Here is a 22,194-nt window from a genome sequence, read left to right on the forward strand (position 1 = left end):
TATGCAACGCATCGACCATGTCCTGCCGTGGAGCACCCTCGGCACCGAACGCAAACTGAGCGTATTTCGTTTTGGCAAAGGCGAGCGCAAGGCCTACATCCAGGCCAGCCTGCACGCCGACGAACTGCCCGGTATGCGCACCGCCTGGGAACTGAAAAAACGCCTGAACGAGCTCGAAGAACAGGGCCTGCTCAACGGCGTTGTCGAGCTGGTGCCGGTCGCCAACCCGATCGGCCTCGGGCAGCTGCTGCAAGGGGCGCATCAGGGGCGTTTCGAGTTCGGCAGTGGCAAGAACTTCAATCGTGATTTCACCGAGCTGAGCGAGCCGGTCAGCGAGTTGCTTGCGGACCAGTTGGGTGATGACCCGCGCGCCAACATTCGTCTGATTCGTCAGGCCATGGCGTCCGTGCTGGAGCAGTTGCCGCCCGCTCAAAGCGAGTTGCAGGGCTTGCAGCGTTTATTGCTGAGCCATGCCTGCACCGCCGACATCGTCCTCGACCTGCATTGCGATGCCGACGCCGCGCTGCACATGTATGCACTGCCTCAGCATTGGCCGCAGTGGCGTTCGCTGGCGGCGCACCTGGACGTACGCGTCGGGCTGTTGGCGGAAGATTCGGGCGGCAGCTCGTTCGACGAAGCCTGTTCGCTGCCGTGGTTGCGCCTGTCCCGGCGCTTTCCAGAGGCGCAGATTCCGCTTGGGTGTCTGGCTACAACGATCGAGCTGGGCGGCCAGGCCGACACCGGAAGGCTGGAAGCCGAGGCCCACGCTGAGGGCATTCTGGCGTTCCTGGCCGAGCAAGGCCTGATCGGCGGCGACTGGCCAAAGCCCGAAGCCGAAGCCTGTGAAGGCATGCCGTTCGAGGGCACCGAGTTGCTCTACGCCCCGCACGCGGGCGTGGTGACGTTCTTGCGACAGGCCGGTGACTGGGTCGAAACCGGTGAGCCGTTGTTCGAGGTCATCGACCCCCTGTCGGACAAGGCGACCACTGTCTGCGCTGGCACACAAGGCGTTTTGTTCGCCATCGAGCGCTTGCGTTACGCGCAGCCCGGTTTCTGGATGGCCAAAGTGGCAGGGCGAATCGCGCTGCGTCACGGGCGCTTGCTCAGCGACTGAGGTTCCTCGCGAACCGAACGCTGGTGACTGATAACTAAAAGCTGAACGCTGAAAAACGACAGCTGTGAGAACCGAAAGCATGAACAAACTGGAAATCCAGGACCTGCACAAACGCTACGGCAGCCATGAAGTGCTCAAGGGCGTTTCGCTGACCGCCAAGGCAGGCGATGTGATCAGCATCATCGGCTCCAGCGGTTCGGGCAAAAGCACTTTTCTGCGCTGCATCAACTTGCTGGAACAGCCCCATGCCGGCCGGATCCTGCTGAACAATGAAGAGCTCAAACTGGTTGCGAACAAAGACGGCAGCTTGAAAGCCGCCGACCCCAACCAGTTGCAGCGCATGCGTTCGCGACTGTCGATGGTGTTTCAGCATTTCAACCTGTGGTCGCACATGACCGCGCTGGAAAACGTCATCGAGGCGCCGATTCACGTTCTTGGCCTTTCGAAAAAAGAAGCGCTTGAGAAGGCCGAACATTACCTGGCCAAGGTCGGTGTTTCGCATCGTAAAGACGCTTATCCGGGGCATATGTCCGGCGGCGAGCAACAGCGTGTGGCGATTGCCCGTGCGCTGGCGATGGAACCCGAAGTCATGCTGTTCGATGAGCCCACCTCAGCGCTGGACCCGGAGCTGGTGGGCGATGTGCTCAAAGTCATGCAGGCGCTGGCTCAGGAAGGCCGGACCATGGTGGTGGTCACCCACGAAATGGGCTTCGCCCGCGAAGTGTCGAATCAACTGATTTTCCTGCACAAAGGTGTGGTCGAAGAGCAGGGCGACCCGCGTGAAGTGCTGGTCAATCCGAAATCGGAGCGTTTGCAGGGGTTTTTGTCGGGCAGTCTGAAATAGCGACCGGCGATGCCTTTTGCGTTGGAACAGGTCATGCTGCGTCGGCATTTTGCGGGCGGCCTGACCTGGTTGAACCCGTTTATTTTCAAGCGCACCGTTGCTTGACCCACTCTTGCGACACGTTTCGGACTTCACGCCATGACTGCCCATCGAATAGGTTTTCTCATCTGGCCCAGCACCAAAGCCCTGACTTTGGCGCTGGCCGAGGAAGCCTTGCGCGTTGCCCAGCGGGTTCATCCTGAGGTCGTGTACGAGTTGTCTTTCCTGCAGGCCGAGCCACCGCTGGACGGCGCCGCCTGGCAACTGCCGGGTGAGGCGTGGTCCGGGCGCCTTGAAGGCTGTCAGAAGTTATTCCTGCTGGCCGATGAGCCGCCGGCGCCGATGTCTTCTGCGCTGAGTGGCGCGCTCAAGCAGTTGGTGCGCTCGGGTTGCGTGATTGGTGGTTTGTCGGCGGGCGTTTATCCGCTGGCGCAACTGGGGCTGCTTGACGGTTATCGCGCTGCGGTGCATTGGCGCTGGCAGGATGATTTTGCCGAGCGCTTTCCGAAAGTCATCGCGACCAGCCATTTGTTCGACTGGGATCGGGATCGCCTGACTGCCTGCGGCGGGATGTCGGTGCTCGATTTGCTATTGGCGGTGCTGGCTCGCGATCACGGCGCTGAGCTGGCGGGCGCGGTATCGGAAGAGTTGGTGGTGGAACGCATTCGTGAGGGCGGCGAGCGTCAGCGCATCCCGCTGCAAAACCGTCTCGGTTCAAGCCATCCCAAGCTCACCCAAGCGGTGTTGCTGATGGAAGCCAACATCGAGGAGCCGCTGACCACCGACGAGATCGCCCAGCACGTGTGCGTGTCCCGTCGTCAGCTGGAGCGCATCTTCAAGCAGTACCTCAATCGCGTGCCGAGCCAGTATTACCTGGAGCTGCGCCTGAACAAGGCGCGGCAGATGCTGATGCAGACCAGCAAATCGATTATCCAGATCGGCTTGTCGTGCGGGTTCTCATCCGGCCCGCACTTCTCCAGCGCGTACCGCAACTTCTTTGGCGCCACCCCGCGCGAAGACCGTAATCACCGCCGCAGCAGCAGCCCGTTCGAGTTATCCCAAGCCCCCGCCGAGCGCGGGTGAGCGGGGCGTAGCGATCAACGTATGAGCGCGCTTGCCCGCGAAGGCGTCGGTTCATCACGTGCATCTTTATCGTCTGATCAATCTTTCGCGGGCAAGCGCGCTCCTGCAACAGCCCTCCAGCGTTTAAACTGCGCCATTGCGACGCAATTTGTCGCATTGCTGAAAGCCGCTGAAAAAGCCGGGTTGGCGCTATAAGAAGTTGTCGCTTGGCGGCAAGGCCCGGCTTAAAACTGTCCCTACAATCCTTTCATCGCTCGCCAGTTCCAGGCAGGCGTTCCTCTTCAGGAGACTCCGATGTCCGTTGAGCAAGCCCCGGTGCAACGCGCCGATTTCGACCAGGTGATGGTGCCCAACTATGCCCCGGCCGCTTTCATTCCCGTGCGCGGCTCGGGTTCGCGGGTGTGGGATCAGTCGGGTCGCGAACTGGTCGATTTCTCCGGTGGTATCGCCGTCAACGTGCTGGGTCACGCGCACCCGGCGCTGGTCAACGCCCTGACCGAACAAGGCAACAAGCTGTGGCACGTGTCCAACGTCTTCACCAACGAGCCTGCGCTGCAACTGGCACGCAAGCTGGTGGATTCGACGTTTGCCGATCGGGTGTTCTTTTGCAACTCCGGTGCCGAAGCCAACGAAGCCGCGTTCAAGCTGGCGCGTCGCGTCGCTCACGACCTTTACGGCACTGAAAAATACGAAATCGTCGCCGCGCTCAACAGCTTTCACGGCCGGACGCTGTTTACGGTCAGCGTCGGTGGCCAGCCGAAATACTCCGACGGTTTCGGCCCGAAAATCACGGGTATTTCCCACGTTCCCTATAACGACCTCGACGCCCTGAAGGCCGCTGTCACCGACAAGACGTGCGCGGTGGTCCTTGAGCCGATTCAAGGCGAAGGCGGCGTGTTACCCGCCGAGTTGTCTTACCTGCAAGGCGCACGCGAGCTGTGCGATCAACACAACGCGCTGCTGGTCTTCGACGAAGTGCAGAGCGGCATGGGCCGCAGCGGCCACTTGTTCGCCTACATGCATTACGGCGTGACCCCAGACATCCTTTCCAGCGCGAAAAGTATCGGCGGCGGTTTCCCGATGGCGGCGATGCTGACCACTGAAAAGCTGGCCAAGCACCTGTCGGTCGGCGTTCACGGCACCACGTACGGCGGCAATCCGCTGGCCTGTGCGGTCGGTAACGCAGTGATGGATGTGGTCAACACCCCTGAGGTGCTGGCGGGCGTCAAAGCCAAGCATCAGCAATTCAAAACCCGCCTGGAACACATTGGCGAGCAATACGGCATCTTCACGCAGGTCCGTGGCCTGGGCTTGCTGATAGGTTGCGTGTTGAGCGATGCCTGGAAAGGCCGCGCCAAGGACGTCTTTAACGCCGCCGAGCATGAAGGCGTGATGGTGCTCCAAGCCGGTCCTGACGTGATTCGTTTCGCGCCGAGCCTGGTGGTCGAAGACGCTGACATCGAAGAGGGCCTGAACCGCTTCGAGCGTGCGATTGCGAAGCTGACTGCGGCATAACCGGCGACAAATAACCTGTAGGAGCGCGCTTGCCCGCGATAGCGGTGTGTCAGTCGATATGTTCATCACCGACTGATCGCAATCGCGGGCAAGCGCTCTCCTACAGCGATCAGTGTCATGACTGATCATTTTTTCTTGCCGTTCAGTCGGCCCGATTTTTTCTCAAGGAGTGACACCATGCTGGTGATGCGCCCCGCGCAAATGGCTGATCTGGCCGAGGTCCAACGCCTCGCTGCCGACAGCCCGATTGGTGTCACGTCCCTGCCGGATGACGCTGGCCGTTTGAGCGACAAGATTGCCGCCTCGGAAGCGTCGTTTGCGGCCGAAGTCAGTTTCAACGGCGAAGAAACCTATTTTTTCGTGCTCGAAGACCTGGAAACCAGCCAACTGGTGGGCTGTTCCGGGATCGTTGCTTCGGCCGGCTATTCCGAGCCGTTCTACAGCTTTCGCAACGAAACCTTCGTGCATGCCTCGCGTGAGTTGAAAATCCACAACAAGATCCACGTCCTTTCGCAGTGCCACGACCTCACCGGCAACAGCTTGTTGACCAGCTTTTATGTGGTGCGTGATCTGGTGGGCACCAGCTGGTCGGAACTCAATTCCCGGGGCCGCTTGCTGTTCGTCGCCAGCCACCCGGAGCGCTTTGCCGATTCGGTGGTGACCGAGATTGTCGGTTACAGCGATGAAAACGGTGATTCTCCTTTCTGGGACGCCATCGGCCGCAACTTCTTCGACCTCAACTACGCCGAGGCCGAACGCATCTGTGGTCTGAAAAGCCGGACATTCCTCGCCGAACTGATGCCGCATTACCCGATCTATGTGCCGCTGCTGCCCGACACCGCGCAAGAGGCCATGGGTCAGGTGCACCCGCGTGCTCAGATCACATTCGACATCCTCATGCGTGAAGGTTTTGAAACCGATCACTACATCGACATCTTCGACGGTGGCCCGACGCTGCATGCGCGGGTGTCGGGGATTCGCTCGATTTCCCAGAGCCGCGTGGTGCCGGTCAGGCTCGACATGGTCAACAGCGGCGATGCGGTCAAGGGCGGACGGCCGTATCTGGTCGCCAACGGTCAGTTGCAGGACTACCGCGCAGTGATGCTGGAACTCGACTGGGTGCCGGGCAAGCCGGTCACGCTGAGTGTTGCGGCGGCTGAAGCGTTGGGCGTGGGTGAAGGCGCCAGCGTGCGCATCGTCGCGGTTTGACAGGTGGGTGTGCGTTGGCGGCGGCTGATTGATTCGGCCCCGGCAATGGATTGCAGGTTAGCGAGTTTCGCCGGTTTCCCAAGGAAGCCGGTTTGAGGAGAAAGCATGATCGTTCGTCCCGTACGCAGCAGTGACCTGACGGCGCTGATCGAGTTGGCGCGCAGCACAGGCCCCGGCCTTACCACTTTGCCAGCCAATGAAGAACGTCTGGCGCATCGGGTGGGTTGGGCCGAGAAGACCTTCCGTGGCGAGGCTGGCCGTGGCGATGCGGATTACCTGTTCGTGCTCGAAGACGACAACGAACGCGTGGTCGGTATTTCGGCCATTGCCGGCGCTGTCGGGCTGCGCGAGCCCTGGTACAACTACCGCGTTGGCCTGACTGTCAGTGCCTCTCAAGAGCTGAACATTTATCGCGAGATCCCGACACTGTTTCTCGCCAACGACCTGACCGGCAACTCCGAGCTGTGCTCGCTGTTTCTGCGTGAAGACGCGCGCACCGGCCACAATGGCCGTTTGCTGTCCAAGGCGCGGATGCTGTTCATCGCTGAATTCCCGGAGCTGTTTGGCAACAAGATCATTGCCGAAATGCGCGGCATGTCCGACGAACACGGGCATTCACCGTTCTGGGAGAGCCTGGGGCGGCATTTTTTCAAGATGGAGTTCAGCCAGGCAGATTACCTGACGGGCGTTGGCAACAAGGCGTTCATTGCCGAACTGATGCCGAAGTTTCCGCTGTACACCTGCTTCTTGTCTGAAGCTGCGCGCAACATCATCGGTCGCGTGCACCCCAGCACCGAGCCTGCGCTGAGCATGCTTAAAGCTGAGGGGTTCAGTTATCAGGGTTACGTCGATATTTTCGACGCGGGCCCGGCCATTGAGTGCGAAACCAGCAAGATCCGCGCGGTCCGAGACAGTCAGCCGCTGGTGTTGGCCGTCGGTACGCCAGGTGACGACGCCACGCCGTTCCTGATTCATAACCGCAAACGTGAAGACTGCCGCGTTACCGCTGCGCCGGCGCGCTTCGCTGCTGGCACGCTGGTGGTCGATCCGCAGACTGCAAAACGCCTGCGCCTGAGTGCCGGCGATCACGTACGCGCCGTTCCATTGTCTCCGGCTCGGGAGGGTATTTGATGAGCACGCTGTTTATCGCAGGCCAATGGCACGCCGGGCGGGGCGAGGCGTTTGAATCGCTGAACCCGGTCAGTCAGCAGGTCGTGTGGTCCGGGCAGGGCGCAACCGCATCTCAGGTAGACGCCGCCGTAAACGCTGCGCGTCAGGCGTTTCCCGAGTGGGCGATGCGCTCACTCGAAGAGCGCATTGGCGTGCTGGAAACCTTCGCCGTCACCCTGAAGGATCATGCCGACGAACTCGCACGCTGCATTGGCGAGGAGACCGGAAAACCGCTGTGGGAGTCCGCCACCGAAGTGACCAGCATGGTCAATAAGGTCGCGATTTCCATTCAGAGCTACCGCGAGCGTACGGGCGAAAAGAGTGGCCAGCTGGGCGACGCCACCGCCGTGTTGCGCCACAAGCCGCACGGCGTGGTCGCGGTATTCGGTCCGTATAACTTTCCCGGGCACTTGCCGAACGGGCACATCGTTCCGGCGCTGCTTGCCGGTAACACCGTGGTGTTCAAGCCCAGCGAGCTGACGCCGAAAGTCGCCGAGCTGACGGTGAAATGCTGGATCGAAGCGGGCCTCCCGTCAGGCGTGCTCAACCTGCTGCAAGGCGCACGTGAGACGGGCATCGCGCTGGCGGCCAATGCTGGCATCGACGGTTTGTTCTTTACCGGGTCGAGTCGTACTGGCAATTCGCTGCATCAACAATTCGCCGGGCGCCCGGACAAAATTCTCGCGTTGGAGATGGGCGGTAATAATCCCTTGATCGTCGATCAGGTACAGGACGTCGATGCGGCGGTTTATACGGTGATCCAGTCGGCGTTCATTTCGGCCGGCCAGCGCTGCACGTGCGCGCGTCGTCTGTTGGTGCCGGAAGGCGCGTGGGGTGATGCGTTCATGGCGCGGCTGGTTGAGGTCACCGCGACGATTCAGGTCGGGGCTTTCGATCAGCAACCGGCGCCGTTCATGGGTTCGGTGATTTCCCTGGGCGCGGCGCGTGGGTTGCTGGATGCGCAGGAGCAATTGCTGGCGAGCGGCGCGGTAGCGCTGCTGGAAATGACCCAGCCGCAGGCGCAGTCCGCGTTGCTCACGCCGGGCATCCTTGATGTCAGCGACGTCAGTGACCGCCCTGACGAAGAGCTCTTCGGGCCCTTGTTGCAGGTTATCCGCTACGCTGATTTCGACGCTGCCATCGCCGAGGCCAATGCCACGCAATATGGGCTCGCGGCAGGTCTGCTGTCTGACTCGCAGGCCCGTTATCAGCAGTTCTGGCTGCAAAGCCGTGCCGGTATCGTCAACTGGAACAAACAGCTGACGGGTGCTGCGAGCAGCGCGCCGTTTGGCGGGGTAGGGGGTTCGGGTAACCATCGTGCCAGCGCTTACTACGCAGCCGATTACTGCGCGTATCCGGTGGCCTCGCTTGAGGCAGAGCAATTGACGCTGCCTGCGAGTCTGACGCCTGGGATCACAATGGCGCGTGATTGATAACTGTAGGAGCGCGCTTGCCCGCGAAGACTGATACACAGCCGACGAAGTACCTTCGGCAGGTATGAAGCTTCGCGGGCGAGCGCGCTACTACAGGGCCTTCGCTGCACATGAAATTGATGTTTATAAAAACAGATCCACGGAGCCTCACCGATGAAATCCTGTGAAGTCAACTTTGACGGTCTAGTGGGGCCAACCCACAACTACGGCGGTTTGTCGTACGGCAACGTCGCTTCCCAGAGCAACTGCCAGCAGTCGTCCAACCCACGCGAAGCCGCGCTTCAGGGTTTGGCGAAAATGAAAGCGTTGATGGAGTTGGGTTTTACCCAAGGCGTACTGGCGCCGCAGGAGCGCCCTGACGTCGCCGGTCTGCGCAAACTGGGTTTCAGTGGCACCGACGCGCAGGTCATAGAGCGCGCGGCCAAACATGACATGCCACTGCTGGTCGCCAGTTGCTCGGCGTCAAGCATGTGGGTGGCCAACGCTGCCACCGTCAGCCCGAGCGCAGACACCGCCGATGGTCGCGTGCACTTCACGGCGGCCAACCTCAATTGCAAATACCACCGCAGCATCGAGCACCCGACTACCAGCCGCGTGCTGGGTGCGATGTTTGCCGATCAACAGCATTTCGCCCATCACGCGGCACTGCCCGCCGTGGCGCAGTTCGGTGACGAGGGCGCGGCCAACCACACACGGTTTTGCCGTGACTACGGTGAGGCCGGTGTCGAGTTTTTTGCCTTTGGCCGCAGCGCGTTCGACACCCGTTACCCTGCGCCGCAGAAATACCCTGCACGTCAGACGCTGGAAGCTTCGCAAGCCGTCGCGCGGTTGCACGGGCTCAGCGATGAAGGCGTGGTGTATGGCCAGCAAAATCCAGCGGTCATCGATCAGGGTGTGTTTCACAACGACGTGATTGCCGTCGGTAACGGCGAAGTGCTTTTTTATCACGAGGACGCGTTTCTCAATACCGAACACCTGCTGGCCGAATTGCACGAAAAGCTCAGCCGCCGTGGCGGGCGTTTCCAGTCCATCTGCGTGCCGCGCAGCGAAGTAGCGGTGGAGGACGCGGTGCGTTCTTACCTGTTCAACAGTCAGTTGCTGTCGCGCAAGGACGGCTCGATGTTGCTGATCGTGCCGGAAGAATGCCGTGGCAACGAGCGCGTCTGGCATTACCTGCAGCGCTTGATCGCCGACGACAGTTTGATTGGCGAGGTCAAAGTCTTCGACCTCAAGCAGAGTATGCAGAACGGCGGGGGCCCGGCGTGCCTGCGACTGCGCGTAGCGCTCAATGAAACTGAACTGGCGGCGGTCAATCCAGGCGTTATCATGACCGCCCCGTTGTACGGCACCCTGACGCAGTGGGTGGACAAGCACTATCGCGACCGCATGAGCGAAAGCGATCTGGCTGATCCGCAACTGTTGACCGAATGCCGCACGGCGCTGGATGAGCTCACGCAGCACTTGAAGCTGGGTGCGGTTTACCCTTTCCAAATCAACTGACGTACCCGAGGCAGCGCACAGTCGCTGATGCCTTGAATCAAAGAGAGAGACAAAATGACCGACGCCCTGCGTTTGATCCTTGAAGACACCGATGGCACCCAGCTGGAAACTTCCTGCACTCGCGTTGCCGTTATCTGGCAAGGCAAGGAGCTGTGGATCCAGCAAGACGGCCGTGGGCAGTTGCTGATCGGTGTCGACGTCGAAGAAGGCGATGCTGAATACGCCAACCTGTTGTTGCGTCCGTTGGCCACTAACCTGGTCAGCCTGCAACTGGAAATGGAACCGGCTGATGCGGGCGATGACGAAGACCACGTTCATGGTCCTGACTGCAACCACGACTAAGCGGAAATCCAGCCATGCTCGCCCTCGGCAAACTGCTCGAACTGACGCTGGCGGGTCATGAACCCGCCGAGAAAACGCAGCTGACCGTCGACGGCGTGCGTCTGCGCTGGCTGGCCGAAGGCGCACTGGAAGTGAAGCCGCCAGAGGCTCTGGACAACGGCACTGACCTGCTGCTGTCAGCCGGCATTCATGGCAATGAAACGGCGCCCATTGAATTACTCGATGAGCTGATCCAGGCCATTGCCCATGGCGAGCTCAAGCCGTGTGCGCGCATTCTTTTCCTGTTCGGTAATCCCGAGGCCATGCGCCGTGGCGAGCGCTATATCGAGCAGGATGTGAACCGTCTGTTCAACGGACGTCATGAACAAAGCAGCAGCGCCGAAGCGGTGCGTGCCTGTGAGCTGGAGCGTCTGGCCGCGACCTTCTTCAGCGTGCCGGATCGCCAGCGTTTGCACTACGACCTGCACACGGCGATTCGCGGATCGAAGATCGAACAATTCGCGCTGTACCCCTGGAAAGAAGGCCGCCGGCATTCGCGTCGCGAGCTGGTGCGTTTGCACGGCGCGGGCATGCAAGCGGTGCTGTTGCAGAACAAACCGTCAATCGTGTTCAGCGCCTACACCTACGACAAGCTGGGCGCTGAGTCTTTCACCCTCGAGCTGGGAAAGGCGCGGCCGTTCGGGCAAAACCAGCAGGTCAATCTGACGCCGTTGAAGGCGTTGTTGAACAATCTGATCCGCGGCACCGAGCCGCTGGTGGGCGATCAGATCGACGGCCTGAAACTGTTCAGCGTCTCTCGGGAAATCATCAAGCGCAGCGACGCGTTCAAGCTCAACTTGCCTGACGATGTCGAAAACTTCACCGTCCTGGAAAAAGGTTTTGTGCTGGCTGAGGACGTGTCCAGCTCGCGCTGGATCGTTGAGGAGGAGGGTGCGCGCATCATCTTCCCCAACCCTGGCGTGAAGATAGGGTTGCGCGCCGGGATATTGATCGTGCCGACGACGGATGAGCAGTTGAGGTAGGGGTGGTTGCCGGGGCACTGCGGATCTCTGTAGGAGCGAACGTGTTCGCGAGGCATTTCGCTTGAGATACCACAGCGCTTGCCTCGCCAACAAAGTTGGGTCCTACAGAAGTGACTTTGCTTTAGCTCGCGACTTTCTTCTGTGCTTCCGGGCGACGGATAGCGCGTAACTTGCTCAGTGTATCAGCGCAGGTTTTGGCAGCTTCCTGGCCTTTGTGAACGAAGTGATCGAAGAAGAATTTCTGGTGTTCTTCGCCCGCATGGAAATGATGGGGCGTGAGGACAACCGAAAACACCGGCACTTCGGTTTCCAGCTGAACCTGCATCAAAGCGCTGATGACTGACTGGGCGACGAATTCGTGACGATAAATCCCGCCGTCGACCACCAGGCCTGCGGCTACGATGCCTGCGTAGCGATTTGTATTGGCAAGCAGTTTGGCGTGCAGTGGAATTTCAAAGGCACCACCGACTTCGAAGAAGTCGATGTCGCTCTCGGCATAACCCTGACTGGCCATCTCGGCGACGAAACCTTTGCGGCTCTGATCGACGATATCCTTGTGCCAGCAAGCCTGGATAAAAGCGATGCGCTCGTTCGGGTGGTTTTTGCTTTTGCTGTCGATTGCGGTGGGTTGCATGTGTTCTGACTCCTGTTTAATGAAAAAAACAGGGCGCTTTGGATCGAATGGGATGCCAGGTTGCACTAGAACGGAGTGCGAGCGTTTTGCGCCCGTGACCGTACGTTCGATGCAATTCTGTTGTGCCAGTCCCGTTCTCTCTTCATCCGGACTATGACCGTCGGCCCCGGAATCACACCGGGTCTGCTGACCTTGCCTGAGCAAGCGCTCGCGGGCTAGACGCATTGCGCGCCATTACCGCCGGTGGGGAATTGCACCCCGCCCTGAGAACGTTGCCGACGAAATGATCGTCGGCGGGCATTTTTTATCACAGTTTTTACGAATATGCATGGACGCTTTCTGACAGTGATCCTGACTTTTTCTTATAACGAGTGCTTGGAAATGCGACCCGATGCCTTGATTATCCGGGTCCAGGGCCGCAAAACTCAGGTCCGCCATCTTTTCTTCAGGGAGCTTCAATCGTGACGGTTATCGATCTGCGCAGCGACACAGTGACCCAGCCCACCGCAGCCATGCGTGAAGCCATGGCGCAGGCGCCGCTTGGCGATGACGTGTATGGCGAGGACCCGACCGTTAATCGTCTGGAGTCAGTGCTGGCCCAACGATTGGGGTTTGCCGCTGCGTTGTTTGTGCCTACGGGCACCATGAGCAATCTGCTGGGCTTGATGGCTCATTGCGAGCGAGGCGATGAATACATCGTCGGCCAGCACGCCGATACCTACAAATACGAGGGAGGCGGGGCGGCCGTGCTGGGTTCGATCCAGCCGCAGCCTCTGGACAATCAGCAGGACGGTTCGCTGGACCTGGATCAGGTGGCAGCCGCGATCAAGGCGGATGACTTCCATTTTGCCCGCACGCGCTTGCTGGCCCTGGAAAACACCATGCAGGGCAAAGTCCTGTCGATGGACTATTTGGCGGCGGCACGCAAGCTCACGACCGAGCACGGGTTGCAGCTGCACCTGGACGGCGCTCGGCTGTACAACGCAGCGGTAAAGCTCGGCGTCGATGCCGGTGAGATCACCCGGTATTTCGATTCGGTTTCGGTGTGCCTGTCCAAAGGCCTCGGGGCGCCGGTGGGCTCGGTGCTGTGTGGCACCGAAGCCTTCATCGGCAAGGCGCGCCGCTTGCGCAAGATGGTCGGTGGCGGCATGCGACAGTCGGGTTTTCTGGCTGCAGCAGGGCTGTATGCGCTGGACCATCACGTTGATCGGATTGCCGAGGATCACGATAACGCAGCGTTTCTGGGCAAGAGCCTGAGCGAGTTGGGGTACGCCGTTGAGCCGGTGCAGACCAATATGGTTTACGTGCAGATGGATCAACGCGCCGAGCCGCTCAAGGCGTTTTGCGCAAGCCGGGGCATCATCCTGAGCGCCGCGCCGCGGCTGCGGATGATCACGCATCTGGACGTCAGTCGGGCGCAGGTGCAGCAGGTCATTGACGCGTTTGCCGACTTTGCCTTGGCCTGATCGACCGATAATCCAATTGCTTGTTTCTATCGAATAAACACGCTGTACCGAGCGTGCAACGCCTATATAATGCGGCCCTTTGCCGTCGCTACGTCGATGACGTTATGCATGTGCCTCTGGCCGCAGTTCCCGTGGAAGAACCTATGAAAAGCGCAGAAATCCGTGAAGCCTTCCTTCGCTTCTTCGAGCAGCAAGGCCACACCCGTGTAGCCTCAAGCTCCTTGATTCCGGGCAATGACCCAACCCTGCTGTTTACCAACGCAGGCATGAACCAGTTCAAGGACTGCTTCCTGGGTCAGGAAAAACGAGCCTATACCCGTGCCGTCAGCAGCCAGAAGTGCGTGCGCGCCGGTGGTAAACACAACGACCTCGAAAACGTCGGTTACACCGCCCGCCACCACACCTTCTTCGAAATGCTGGGCAACTTCAGCTTCGGTGATTATTTCAAACGCGACGCCATCACCTACGCCTGGACCTTCCTCACCGGTGTGCTGAACCTGCCCAAGGAAAAACTCTGGGTCACGGTTTACGCCTCGGATGACGAAGCGTACGACATCTGGACCAAGGAAATCGGTGTGCCAGCCGAGCGCATGGTGCGCATCGGCGACAACAAGGGCGCGCCATACGCCTCTGATAACTTCTGGACCATGGGCGATACCGGCCCGTGCGGCCCTTGCACCGAGATTTTCTATGATCACGGCGCCGACATCTGGGGTGGCCCGCCAGGCTCGCCGGAAGAAGACGGCGACCGTTACATCGAAATCTGGAACAACGTGTTTATGCAGTTCAACCGCACAGCCGACGGCGTATTGCACCCGTTGCCCGCGCCGTCGGTCGACACCGGCATGGGCCTTGAGCGTGTCAGCGCCGTGCTGCAGCACGTGAACTCCAACTACGAGATCGACCTGTTCCAGAGCCTGCTGGCCGCCGCCGCGAAAGCGATCGGCTGCAGCAACGACAATCAGGCTTCGCTCAAAGTCGTGGCCGACCATATCCGTTCTTGCGGTTTCCTGATCGCCGATGGCGTGCTGCCGTCCAACGAAGGCCGTGGCTACGTGCTGCGCCGGATCATTCGTCGCGCTTGCCGGCACGGCAACAAGCTGGGCGCCACCGGCAGCTTCTTCTATCAGATCGTTGCAGCGCTGGTTGCCGAAATGGGCGAAGCGTTCCCCGAGCTGAAAAACCAGCAATCGCACATCGAGCGCGTGCTCAAGGGTGAGGAAGAGCAGTTCGCCAAGACCCTGGAGCAGGGCCTGAAAATCCTCGAGCAGGATCTCGCTGAGCTCAAAGGCACCGTGGTGCCGGGCGATGTTGTGTTCAAGCTCTACGACACCTACGGTTTTCCGATGGACCTGACCGGCGACATCGCCCGCGAGCGTAACCTGACCCTCGACGAGGAAGGTTTCGAGCGGGAGATGAACGCGCAGCGTGTTCGTGCTCGTTCCGCCAGTTCGTTCGGCATGGATTACAACAGCCTGGTCAAGGTCGATGTGGCCACCGAGTTCACTGGTTACAAAGCAACTGCCGGTGACGCGAAAATCGTCGCTCTCTATAAAGAAGGCGTTGCGGTCGAGCAGTTGAATGAAGGCGAAGACGGCGTCGTGATCCTTGATCAGACCCCGTTTTATGCAGAGTCCGGCGGCCAGATCGGCGACAGCGGCTACCTCACGGCCGGTGACGTACGGTTTGACGTCAGCGACACCACCAAGACCGGTGGCGCATTCCTGCATCATGGTGTTCAGGTGTCGGGCAGCCTGAAGGTTGGCGCAACGGTCAGCACGCAAGTCGCTGCTGAAGTGCGCCAGGCCACTTCATTGAATCACTCGGCCACTCACTTGTTGCACGCTGCATTGCGTCAGGTGCTGGGCGATCACGTTCAGCAAAAGGGCTCATTGGTCGACAGTCAGCGTCTGCGCTTTGACTTCAGCCACTTCGAGTCGATCAAGCCTGAACAGATCAAGGCGCTGGAAGACATCGTCAACGCCGAAGTGCGCAAGAACTCCCCGGTTGAAACCGAAGAAACCGACATTGAAACCGCCAAGAAGAAAGGCGCCATGGCGCTGTTTGGCGAGAAGTACGGCGACAACGTGCGCGTGCTCAGCATGGGCGGCGATTTCTCCGTCGAGCTGTGTGGCGGTATTCACGCCAATCGTACCGGCGACATCGCGTTGTTCAAGATCACCAGCGAAGGCGGTGTTGCTGCGGGCGTGCGACGTATTGAAGGGGTGACCGGCGCTGCGGCACTGGCTTACCTGAACGGTGCCGAAGAGCAACTCAAGGAAGCCGCGACGCTGGTCAAAGGCAATCGCGAGAACCTGCTGGACAAGCTCGCGGCGGTGATCGAGCGTAACCGTCTGCTGGAAAAACAATTGGAACAACTGCAGGCCAAGGCGGCCAGTGCGGCGGGCGACGATCTGTCGGCCTCTGCGGTGGACGTTAACGGCGTCAAAGTCCTCGCTGCCCGTCTTGATGGTCAGGATGGCAAGGCGCTGTTGGCACTGGTCGATCAGTTGAAGAACAAACTCGGCCGCGCAGTGATCCTGCTCGGCAGTGTCCATGAAGAAAAGGTCGTCCTCGTTGCCGGGGTAACCAAAGACCTGACTGGCCAACTCAAAGCCGGTGATTTGATGAAGCAAGCGGCCGCCGCCGTAGGTGGTAAAGGTGGCGGTCGTCCTGACATGGCGCAAGGCGGTGGCGTCGACGCTGCCGCACTGGACGCAGCGCTCGCGCTGGCAGTCCCGTTTGCCGGGCAGGGTATTTAAGTCGACCTCCGGAGCCCGCTGCCTGTCAGCGGGTTCCGGCGTTATGGGTCGAAGAGGTTTAATGGGCGCCCACACGGGCTGAGGCGGCTTTGAGATGGCTTTAATCGTACAGAAATTTGGTGGCACCTCCGTGGGCTCGGTCGAGCGCATCGAACAAGTGGCCGACAAAGTCAAAAAATTCCGTGAAGCAGGCGATGATCTGGTGATCGTACTGTCGGCCATGAGCGGCGAAACCAATCGCCTCATTGAACTGGCCAAGCAGATTAGCGACCAACCGGTTCCTCGTGAGTTGGATGTGATCGTTTCCACCGGCGAGCAAGTGACCATTGCGTTGCTCGCCATGGCGTTGATCAAGCGCGGTGTGCCGGCGGTTTCCTATACCGGCAACCAGGTTCGCATCCTCACCGACAGCGCGCACAACAAGGCGCGCATTCTGCAGATCGACGATCAGAAGATTCGTGCTGATCTGAAGGCCGGGCGAGTGGTTGTGGTCGCGGGTTTCCAGGGCGTGGATGAAAACGGCAACATCACGACCCTCGGTCGCGGTGGTTCTGATACCACGGGCGTGGCACTGGCTGCGGCGCTGAAAGCCGATGAATGCCAGATCTACACCGACGTCGATGGTGTGTACACCACTGACCCGCGTGTGGTGTCACAGGCCCAGCGTCTGGACAAGATTACCTTCGAAGAGATGCTGGAAATGGCCAGCCTCGGTTCCAAGGTCTTGCAGATCCGCGCGGTCGAGTTCGCTGGCAAGTACAACGTCCCGCTGCGCGTACTGCACAGCTTCAAAGAGGGGCCGGGCACCCTCATTACCATTGATGAAGAGGAATCCATGGAACAGCCGATCATTTCTGGCATCGCCTTCAACCGCGACGAAGCCAAGCTGACGATCCGTGGCGTGCCAGACACTCCGGGCGTTGCGTTTAAAATCCTTGGGCCGATCAGCGGCGCCAACATCGAAGTCGACATGATCGTGCAGAACGTGGCGCACGATAACACCACCGACTTCACCTTCACCGTGCACCGCAATGACTACCAGGCCGCTTTGCAGGTACTGGAAAACACCGCGAGCGAAATCGGCGCGCGTGAAGTCAAGGGTGATGCCAAGATTGCCAAGGTATCCATTGTCGGTGTCGGCATGCGTTCGCACGCCGGTGTTGCCAGCCGTATGTTCGAATCGCTGGCCAAGGAGAGCATCAACATTCAGATGATCTCTACGTCCGAGATCAAAGTGTCTGTGGTGATCGAAGAGAAGTACCTGGAACTGGCTGTGCGTGCACTGCACACCGCCTTTGAGCTGGACGCTCCGCGCCAGGGCGAGTAATGGATGAAGGAGGGCGCGGTCTATGGCCGCGCCTTTTTTGTTGTCGATGTATGCCCATGTGCTGTGTATGCGGGCACTCGTCACTTCAGGCGTAGACTCTGCTGTTACTGGCTCTGGATGATGCCTGATCGTTTTGCAGACTGCTGTCCCTGAATGTTGGACGTGAGGAGAAAGGTATGCTGATTCTGACTCGTCGGTGCGCTGAAAGCCTGATCATTGGTGATGGTGAAATCACGGTGACCGTGCTGGGCGTCAAAGGTAATCAAGTGCGAATCGGTGTCAACGCGCCCAAGGAAGTGGCTGTCCATCGTGAAGAGATCTACCTTCGGATCAAGAAAGAGAAGGACGAGGAACCAAGCCATTAATTTTTATTGAATTTTCGGTTTGCAAACGGGGGAAAGGGTGGTTATTATACGCCCCGTGTTGCGGAGAGCTGGCCGAGTGGCCGAAGGCGCTCCCCTGCTAAGGGAGTACACCTCAAAAGGGTGTCGGGGGTTCGAATCCCCCGTTCTCCGCCATTATTTGCGTAGTACGTTGTTTCTGGCTTGATCCGTAAGTGTTTGATTTTAGTGGATAAAGTGCTTGACCAAGAGAATCGACGGCCTATAATGCGCGGCAACAAATGCACTCGTAGCTCAGCTGGATAGAGTACTCGGCTACGAACCGAGCGGTCACAGGTTCGAATCCTGTCGAGTGCACCATTTAAGAGTTGTTTGTAGCAATACGGGCAATTACTTTAGAAAGAGCCTGGCTTCAACAGGTATTGGTTTAAACGCCGATGTTTCAGCCAGTGGCGATCTGGTTTAAAAATCACCATTTGCACTCGTAGCTCAGCTGGATAGAGTACTCGGCTACGAACCGAGCGGTCACAGGTTCGAATCCTGTCGAGTGCACCAATAAACGAAAAGCCTGCATGCAAATGCGGGCTTTTTGCTTTCTGTTATTTGCCTTTCACGCAGCCGTTCTCATCGAACGTCACCTGGCTGCTGTTTCCTTTCCTGTCTTTATACACATACCGCACCTCTGCGTTTTTCCTGGCGATCTTGTCCGGCTTTCCCAGCATGCTTTCCACGTCTCGCTGAGTCATGCCCGCGGGTGCTTGCAGATTAAGCATCGCCTTGCGCCTTTGCTCTGCAGACAATCGATTTCCACAGCCATCCTCATGTTGCCCGACTACCACCAGTTCTCTGGCTGGAGCATGAGTCGTTTCGAGGGGAGGGCGGTTTGCTTCTGCGGGTGGAAGGAACGATGGTTGTGTGCCTGGCGGAGCGTTGAACGCATCTTGAAGGCTCCAGGTTTGTCCTGGCTGGCAGCCCAGCGTTGTAAAGGTGATGCTTCCGGCGCCGTCGTCGCAGCGATGTACGATCGTTGCAGGGCTGTGAAAGGGCAAAAAGAGCAGGGTACTGAAAAGCAGCGGGCGAGCCAGTGGCATCGAGGCGTCCTCCGTGACGAATGTCGGCATAGGCTAGCCAGAGGGCATTTGCGGTGCGAGCGGGTTTTCTTCTCACAATGTGACCGGGCGCCGCACTGACTCGGAGACTGTTCAGCAATGTGCTGCAAGCGGTTGTTCCAAGGTGAATTTTTAACAGGCAGCGCTGACAAAGCGGTGTATGATTGCGCGCGTCAGCCCCGCCGGGGCTTGTGGAATACCTCCATGGACTTACCCAGTAGTTACTCTGAATCTAGCTGTACCAATCAAGAATCGACTGATTGATCTCTCGGCGTGTTCCACTGCTGGGAGTGGAGTTCGCCTATGACCGTAACAGAAGTAAAAAAGACGCAAGAAAGCCTTCAGGATCGCCTGGCTCAAGTCATTGACCTGCTGCAGCGTCAGCGCATCGTCGAAGACTTGACGCATCGTCAGGAAAGCCAGAATCAAGACCGCGTCGAGAAACTCGTCCACCGTCAGAACCTTGTCGAGCTGCAACGCAAGCTCGAAGATCTTCACTCGGCCGACGTTGCCTATATTCTCGAAGCGCTCCCGCTCGAAGACCGACTGACCGTCTGGCAACTGGTCAAGGCGGACCGCGACGGCGACATCCTCCTCGAAGTATCCGACTCCGTACGTGAAACGCTGATCGCCGACATGGACGATCACGAGCTGCTCGCTGCCGCCAAGGAAATGGACGCAGACGAGCTGGCTGACCTTGCGCCTGAACTGCCGCGCGATGTTGTTCATGAGTTGATGGAGGCGCTGGACACTCAACAGCGTGAGCGCGTGCGATCCGCTCTCTCGTATGACGAAGACCAGGTCGGCGCCTTGATGGACTTCGAGATGGTGACCATCCGTGAAGACGTCAGCCTTGAAGTAGTTCTGCGCTACCTGCGTCGTCTCAAGGAGCTTCCGGGCCATACAGACAAGCTGTTTGTCGTCGATCATGACGGCGTACTCAAGGGTGTTTTGCCGATCAAGCGCCTGCTGGTCAACGACCCGGACAAGCAGGTTGCCGATGTCATGGCCAATGACCCGGTGAGTTTTCACCCGGACGGCGATGCCTATGAAGCGGCGCAGGCGTTCGAGCGTTACGACCTTATTTCCTCCCCCGTCGTGGACAAGAACGGCAAGCTGATCGGCCGTCTGACCATCGATGAGATGGTTGACTTGATTCGTGAAGAAAGCGAAACCGAAGTCCTCAATATGGCGGGTCTGCGGGAAGAAGAAGACATCTTCGCTTCCGTCTGGCGCTCATTGCGTAACCGTTGGGCTTGGCTGGCAGTCAACCTGGTTACCGCATTCATTGCTTCGCGCGTGATCGGCTTGTTCGAGGGGTCGATTGAAAAACTCGTCGCGCTGGCAGCATTGATGCCCATCGTGGCGGGCATTGGCGGCAACTCCGGTAACCAGACCATCACCATGATCGTCCGCGCTATGGCGCTCGATCAGGTCAGCACCGGCAATACCTCCCGATTGATGCGCAAAGAGCTTGTCGTTGGTTTGATCAACGGTCTGGTGTGGGGCGGGGTGATAGGGTGCGTCGCTTACATGCTGTACGGCAGTTGGTCGCTCGGGGTGGTCATGACGGCCGCTATGACACTGAATCTGCTGCTTGCGGCGCTCATGGGCGTCTTGATCCCCATGACTTTGTCCCGACTCGGGCGCGACCCTGCGATGGGCGCCAGTGTAATGATCACGGCAGTGACCGACAGTGGAGGTTTCTTCATTTTTCTCGGTTTGGCGACGATTTTCCTGCTCTGAATGCAATACACAAGAAAACCGCCTTTCAATGGCGGTTTTTTTTCGCCTGAAATTCCACGCGCCACTCCTGAGACAAACAACCGCCCACAAAAAAGCCAGCTTGAGGCTGGCCTTTAAGTCTCTGGGTAGTACGACTTATTCGTCGTCGTTCGCCAGGCTTGTGTCATGAGCAATCAGTGATACCAAAGCATTTTGTTGACGATGTGCAAGCTGGCGGAAACGTTGCAGCAGTTCACGTTCATGCAGTGACAGCTCTGGGCTGTCCAGACGCAGGCTTGGCTCGTCGCCCAGTGCGCCCTCTTGAATAAGGCTTTGCTCGAGACGGGCAATGATTTCCGAATTCATACTCCGGTGGTGCAGTTTAGCGACTTCTGCGATGCGCTCGCGCATGCCTTCAGGTAGACGGACAACGAACTTGTCAGCTGTGCGACTTGAATAATTGGCCTGTTTCATAGGGCTCATATATTTAACCGATTTAGTTCAAAGAGGGAGGCGGTTGGTGCACTGGCCGCGAGATGTCATCGTCTGACTGTCATTTTGGCAAAATGTTCAACCTGCCAACAATTGGGCCCGCCATCATGCATCAGAATGCCGGATCCTTGGCGTCAAATCTGTGACAAATATTGAGCTAGATAAAGGCGTTTAGCCAGCACCGATTATCGGGAATGCGCACCAGTTTGCAAAGTTCCTATTCTGCCTTTATCGCCATTAGGCGGAAAAGTGTCGTTGGATTCAGCAATGATGGCTATCTGTCTTCAGCGTAGGCTGGCAGGGCGGTTTTAGCGACCGATCCCGTGAGAAAGGGACGAAGGGTCGTGAGGGGGGGGAGGAGCGTTCAACGATCTCGTGACAGATCTAGAGAGGCTTCAGCGGAAGCGTATCCAAACAGACTTTTTCTAATGCAACATCGTTGTACGTGTCACTCGTTCGGATGTTCAACGCTGTTTCATCTGGCGCAATACGGGGTCGAACTTGATTTTGCGGCCCACAAAAAGCGCACCGAGAAACAGACCAACGAACACGACAGCGGCCAGGATTGTTGCTATCGACAGTGCTGCCTGCGAGACGGGAATTAGCCGGTTTGCTGCAACGGCCATAATAGCCAGGACCAGGAATGATAATGCTGCTTTTGACATGGCGGTTCTCGTAGTGCGGGTTGAGCGGCGTTTTTGCCTCGGAGCTATGACTGCGCTTAAAACACCCAGCGTTGACTGCGGTCCACGTTGACTTCCTCGCTGGCATCGTTGGCCAGCAAGGTATCAGCGCGCTGTACCTGCAGCGACGCGATGCGCGGAGCCTGCTTCATCAAGTAATGAGGTTGAGCCTGAACAGCGACGCTCTCGGTCTTACTGCCATCATCCTGAAAATGGAAAGCCACCAAGGCGGCTAGTGCTACGGCGTTCAGCAATGAGAGAGTCATCATGTTCATGTCGAGTACCTTCGCCGTGGCTTTGATTTTCTTTTGAAGGAAATTTCCTGTTCTTAAAAGAGATATTGCACGGCGCATGCCAGCTTCAAAGCTAATAAAAATGGCTTAT

21 protein-coding genes, 3 tRNA genes and 1 riboswitch are annotated in these 22,194 nt (G+C 58.6%); of the genes, 19 read left to right on the forward strand and 5 right to left on the reverse strand.

The genetic code is table 11. The features are described from left to right. Position 1: 1 nt before the first annotated feature. From OYW20_RS08380 to astE, 11 genes are all read left to right on the forward strand, one after another. The gene (locus OYW20_RS08380; RefSeq protein ID WP_268800230.1) at positions 2-1,114 is read left to right on the forward strand and encodes a succinylglutamate desuccinylase/aspartoacylase family protein; all 1,113 of its coding nucleotides are present in this window, start codon (positions 2-4) and stop codon (positions 1,112-1,114) included. A gap of 79 nt (positions 1,115-1,193) precedes the next feature. Further along, a complete protein-coding gene (locus OYW20_RS08385) occupies positions 1,194-1,958 on the forward strand; it encodes an ABC transporter ATP-binding protein (protein ID WP_268800231.1) in 765 nt (254 codons plus the stop codon). Between the two features lie 138 nt (positions 1,959-2,096). Further along, positions 2,097-3,080, forward strand: coding sequence for a transcriptional regulator ArgR (gene argR / locus OYW20_RS08390; RefSeq protein ID WP_268800232.1), 984 nt, complete (start codon positions 2,097-2,099; stop codon positions 3,078-3,080). A 21-nt stretch (positions 3,081-3,101) separates the two neighbouring features. Continuing rightward, on the forward strand, positions 3,102-3,275 hold the full coding sequence (locus tag OYW20_RS08395) for a hypothetical protein (RefSeq protein ID WP_268800233.1): 174 nt from the start codon (positions 3,102-3,104) through the stop codon (positions 3,273-3,275). Positions 3,276-3,374: 99 nt separating this feature from the next. Then, positions 3,375-4,595, forward strand: a complete 1,221-nt coding sequence (locus OYW20_RS08400; protein ID WP_268800234.1) for an aspartate aminotransferase family protein — start codon at positions 3,375-3,377, stop codon at positions 4,593-4,595. A gap of 177 nt (positions 4,596-4,772) precedes the next feature. Next, positions 4,773-5,804, forward strand: coding sequence for an arginine/ornithine succinyltransferase subunit alpha (gene aruF / locus OYW20_RS08405; RefSeq protein WP_268800235.1), 1,032 nt, complete (start codon positions 4,773-4,775; stop codon positions 5,802-5,804). Positions 5,805-5,909: 105 nt separating this feature from the next. Continuing rightward, on the forward strand, positions 5,910-6,935 hold the full coding sequence (gene astA / locus OYW20_RS08410) for an arginine N-succinyltransferase (RefSeq protein ID WP_268800236.1): 1,026 nt from the start codon (positions 5,910-5,912) through the stop codon (positions 6,933-6,935). Continuing rightward, a complete protein-coding gene (gene astD, locus OYW20_RS08415) occupies positions 6,932-8,407 on the forward strand; it encodes a succinylglutamate-semialdehyde dehydrogenase (protein ID WP_268800237.1) in 1,476 nt (491 codons plus the stop codon). The genes astA and astD overlap by 4 nt, the downstream gene beginning before the upstream one ends. Before the next feature lie 153 nt (positions 8,408-8,560). Beyond that, complete coding sequence (gene astB, locus OYW20_RS08420; protein WP_268800238.1) at positions 8,561-9,907, forward strand: N-succinylarginine dihydrolase; 1,347 nt, start codon at positions 8,561-8,563, stop codon at positions 9,905-9,907. A gap of 54 nt (positions 9,908-9,961) precedes the next feature. Beyond that, positions 9,962-10,249, forward strand: coding sequence for a topoisomerase II (locus OYW20_RS08425; RefSeq protein WP_268800239.1), 288 nt, complete (start codon positions 9,962-9,964; stop codon positions 10,247-10,249). A 14-nt stretch (positions 10,250-10,263) separates the two neighbouring features. Further along, a complete protein-coding gene (astE, locus tag OYW20_RS08430) occupies positions 10,264-11,271 on the forward strand; it encodes a succinylglutamate desuccinylase (protein ID WP_268800240.1) in 1,008 nt (335 codons plus the stop codon). 121 nt (positions 11,272-11,392) lie between these two features. Here astE and OYW20_RS08435 read toward each other — a convergent pair whose 3' ends face one another. After that, a complete protein-coding gene (locus tag OYW20_RS08435) occupies positions 11,393-11,905 on the reverse strand; it encodes a 6,7-dimethyl-8-ribityllumazine synthase (protein WP_268800241.1) in 513 nt (170 codons plus the stop codon). Positions 11,906-12,034: 129 nt separating this feature from the next. Beyond that, a riboswitch (FMN riboswitch) is annotated at positions 12,035-12,180 on the reverse strand. A 186-nt stretch (positions 12,181-12,366) separates the two neighbouring features. On the opposite strand from OYW20_RS08435, the gene ltaE reads away from it, so the two are divergent. The 7 genes from ltaE (at position 12,367) to OYW20_RS08470 (ending at position 18,356) form a co-directional block, all read left to right on the forward strand. Then, positions 12,367-13,371 carry a low-specificity L-threonine aldolase gene (gene ltaE / locus OYW20_RS08440; protein WP_268800242.1) on the forward strand — a complete coding sequence of 335 codons (1,005 nt, stop codon included), beginning with the start codon at positions 12,367-12,369 and terminating at the stop codon, positions 13,369-13,371. 143 nt (positions 13,372-13,514) lie between these two features. After that, a complete protein-coding gene (alaS, locus tag OYW20_RS08445) occupies positions 13,515-16,133 on the forward strand; it encodes an alanine--tRNA ligase (RefSeq protein ID WP_268800243.1) in 2,619 nt (872 codons plus the stop codon). A 94-nt stretch (positions 16,134-16,227) separates the two neighbouring features. Next, positions 16,228-17,460 (forward strand): aspartate kinase, encoded by a 1,233-nt coding sequence (locus OYW20_RS08450; protein WP_268800244.1) that lies wholly within the window; start codon positions 16,228-16,230, stop codon positions 17,458-17,460. 176 nt (positions 17,461-17,636) lie between these two features. Beyond that, the gene (gene csrA, locus OYW20_RS08455) at positions 17,637-17,825 is read left to right on the forward strand and encodes a carbon storage regulator CsrA (protein WP_002554426.1); all 189 of its coding nucleotides are present in this window, start codon (positions 17,637-17,639) and stop codon (positions 17,823-17,825) included. Between the two features lie 62 nt (positions 17,826-17,887). Beyond that, positions 17,888-17,978, forward strand: a tRNA-Ser gene (locus tag OYW20_RS08460). Between the two features lie 106 nt (positions 17,979-18,084). Then, positions 18,085-18,161 (forward strand) — tRNA-Arg (locus tag OYW20_RS08465). Between the two features lie 118 nt (positions 18,162-18,279). Then, positions 18,280-18,356: transfer RNA gene (locus OYW20_RS08470), tRNA-Arg, on the forward strand. A gap of 44 nt (positions 18,357-18,400) precedes the next feature. Here the strand turns inward: OYW20_RS08470 and OYW20_RS08475 are convergent. After that, entirely contained in the window at positions 18,401-18,892 is a 492-nt protein-coding gene (locus OYW20_RS08475) for a cell envelope protein SmpA (RefSeq protein ID WP_268800245.1), read from the reverse strand. 321 nt (positions 18,893-19,213) lie between these two features. On the opposite strand from OYW20_RS08475, the gene mgtE reads away from it, so the two are divergent. Next, positions 19,214-20,656, forward strand: coding sequence for a magnesium transporter (gene mgtE / locus OYW20_RS08480; RefSeq protein WP_268800246.1), 1,443 nt, complete (start codon positions 19,214-19,216; stop codon positions 20,654-20,656). Between the two features lie 135 nt (positions 20,657-20,791). Here mgtE and OYW20_RS08485 read toward each other — a convergent pair whose 3' ends face one another. The 3 genes from OYW20_RS08485 to OYW20_RS08495 form a co-directional block, all read right to left on the reverse strand. Continuing rightward, entirely contained in the window at positions 20,792-21,118 is a 327-nt protein-coding gene (locus tag OYW20_RS08485; RefSeq protein ID WP_268800247.1) for an Arc family DNA-binding protein, read from the reverse strand. Positions 21,119-21,591: 473 nt separating this feature from the next. Continuing rightward, positions 21,592-21,792 (reverse strand): PA3371 family protein, encoded by a 201-nt coding sequence (locus tag OYW20_RS08490; RefSeq protein WP_268800248.1) that lies wholly within the window; start codon positions 21,790-21,792, stop codon positions 21,592-21,594. 56 nt (positions 21,793-21,848) lie between these two features. Then, complete coding sequence (locus tag OYW20_RS08495; RefSeq protein WP_268800249.1) at positions 21,849-22,163, reverse strand: hypothetical protein; 315 nt, start codon at positions 22,161-22,163, stop codon at positions 21,849-21,851. Between the last annotated feature and the right edge of the window lie 31 nt (positions 22,164-22,194).

The organism is Pseudomonas sp. BSw22131 (genome assembly GCF_026810445.1).
Lineage (GTDB): Bacteria > Pseudomonadota > Gammaproteobacteria > Pseudomonadales > Pseudomonadaceae > Aquipseudomonas > Aquipseudomonas huanghezhanensis.

Excerpts from the sequence above, each read along its gene's own strand:
- OYW20_RS08380 (WP_268800230.1), top strand. The coding sequence starts at position 2 with ATGCAACGCATCGACCATGTCCTGCCGTGGAGCACCCTCGGCACCGAA.
- OYW20_RS08385 (WP_268800231.1), top strand. The coding sequence starts at position 1,194 with ATGAACAAACTGGAAATCCAGGACCTGCACAAACGCTACGGCAGCCAT.
- argR (WP_268800232.1), top strand. The coding sequence starts at position 2,097 with ATGACTGCCCATCGAATAGGTTTTCTCATCTGGCCCAGCACCAAAGCC.
- OYW20_RS08395 (WP_268800233.1), top strand. The coding sequence starts at position 3,102 with ATGAGCGCGCTTGCCCGCGAAGGCGTCGGTTCATCACGTGCATCTTTA.
- OYW20_RS08400 (WP_268800234.1), top strand. The coding sequence starts at position 3,375 with ATGTCCGTTGAGCAAGCCCCGGTGCAACGCGCCGATTTCGACCAGGTG.
- aruF (WP_268800235.1), top strand. The coding sequence starts at position 4,773 with ATGCTGGTGATGCGCCCCGCGCAAATGGCTGATCTGGCCGAGGTCCAA.
- astA (WP_268800236.1), top strand. The coding sequence starts at position 5,910 with ATGATCGTTCGTCCCGTACGCAGCAGTGACCTGACGGCGCTGATCGAG.
- astB (WP_268800238.1), top strand. The coding sequence starts at position 8,561 with ATGAAATCCTGTGAAGTCAACTTTGACGGTCTAGTGGGGCCAACCCAC.
- OYW20_RS08425 (WP_268800239.1), top strand. The coding sequence starts at position 9,962 with ATGACCGACGCCCTGCGTTTGATCCTTGAAGACACCGATGGCACCCAG.
- astE (WP_268800240.1), top strand. The coding sequence starts at position 10,264 with ATGCTCGCCCTCGGCAAACTGCTCGAACTGACGCTGGCGGGTCATGAA.
- OYW20_RS08435 (WP_268800241.1), bottom strand. The coding sequence starts at position 11,905 with ATGCAACCCACCGCAATCGACAGCAAAAGCAAAAACCACCCGAACGAG.
- alaS (WP_268800243.1), top strand. The coding sequence starts at position 13,515 with ATGAAAAGCGCAGAAATCCGTGAAGCCTTCCTTCGCTTCTTCGAGCAG.
- OYW20_RS08450 (WP_268800244.1), top strand. The coding sequence starts at position 16,228 with ATGGCTTTAATCGTACAGAAATTTGGTGGCACCTCCGTGGGCTCGGTC.
- csrA (WP_002554426.1), top strand. The coding sequence starts at position 17,637 with ATGCTGATTCTGACTCGTCGGTGCGCTGAAAGCCTGATCATTGGTGAT.
- OYW20_RS08475 (WP_268800245.1), bottom strand. The coding sequence starts at position 18,892 with ATGCCACTGGCTCGCCCGCTGCTTTTCAGTACCCTGCTCTTTTTGCCC.
- mgtE (WP_268800246.1), top strand. The coding sequence starts at position 19,214 with ATGACCGTAACAGAAGTAAAAAAGACGCAAGAAAGCCTTCAGGATCGC.
- OYW20_RS08485 (WP_268800247.1), bottom strand. The coding sequence starts at position 21,118 with ATGAGCCCTATGAAACAGGCCAATTATTCAAGTCGCACAGCTGACAAG.
- OYW20_RS08490 (WP_268800248.1), bottom strand. The coding sequence starts at position 21,792 with ATGTCAAAAGCAGCATTATCATTCCTGGTCCTGGCTATTATGGCCGTT.
- OYW20_RS08495 (WP_268800249.1), bottom strand. The coding sequence starts at position 22,163 with ATGCGCCGTGCAATATCTCTTTTAAGAACAGGAAATTTCCTTCAAAAG.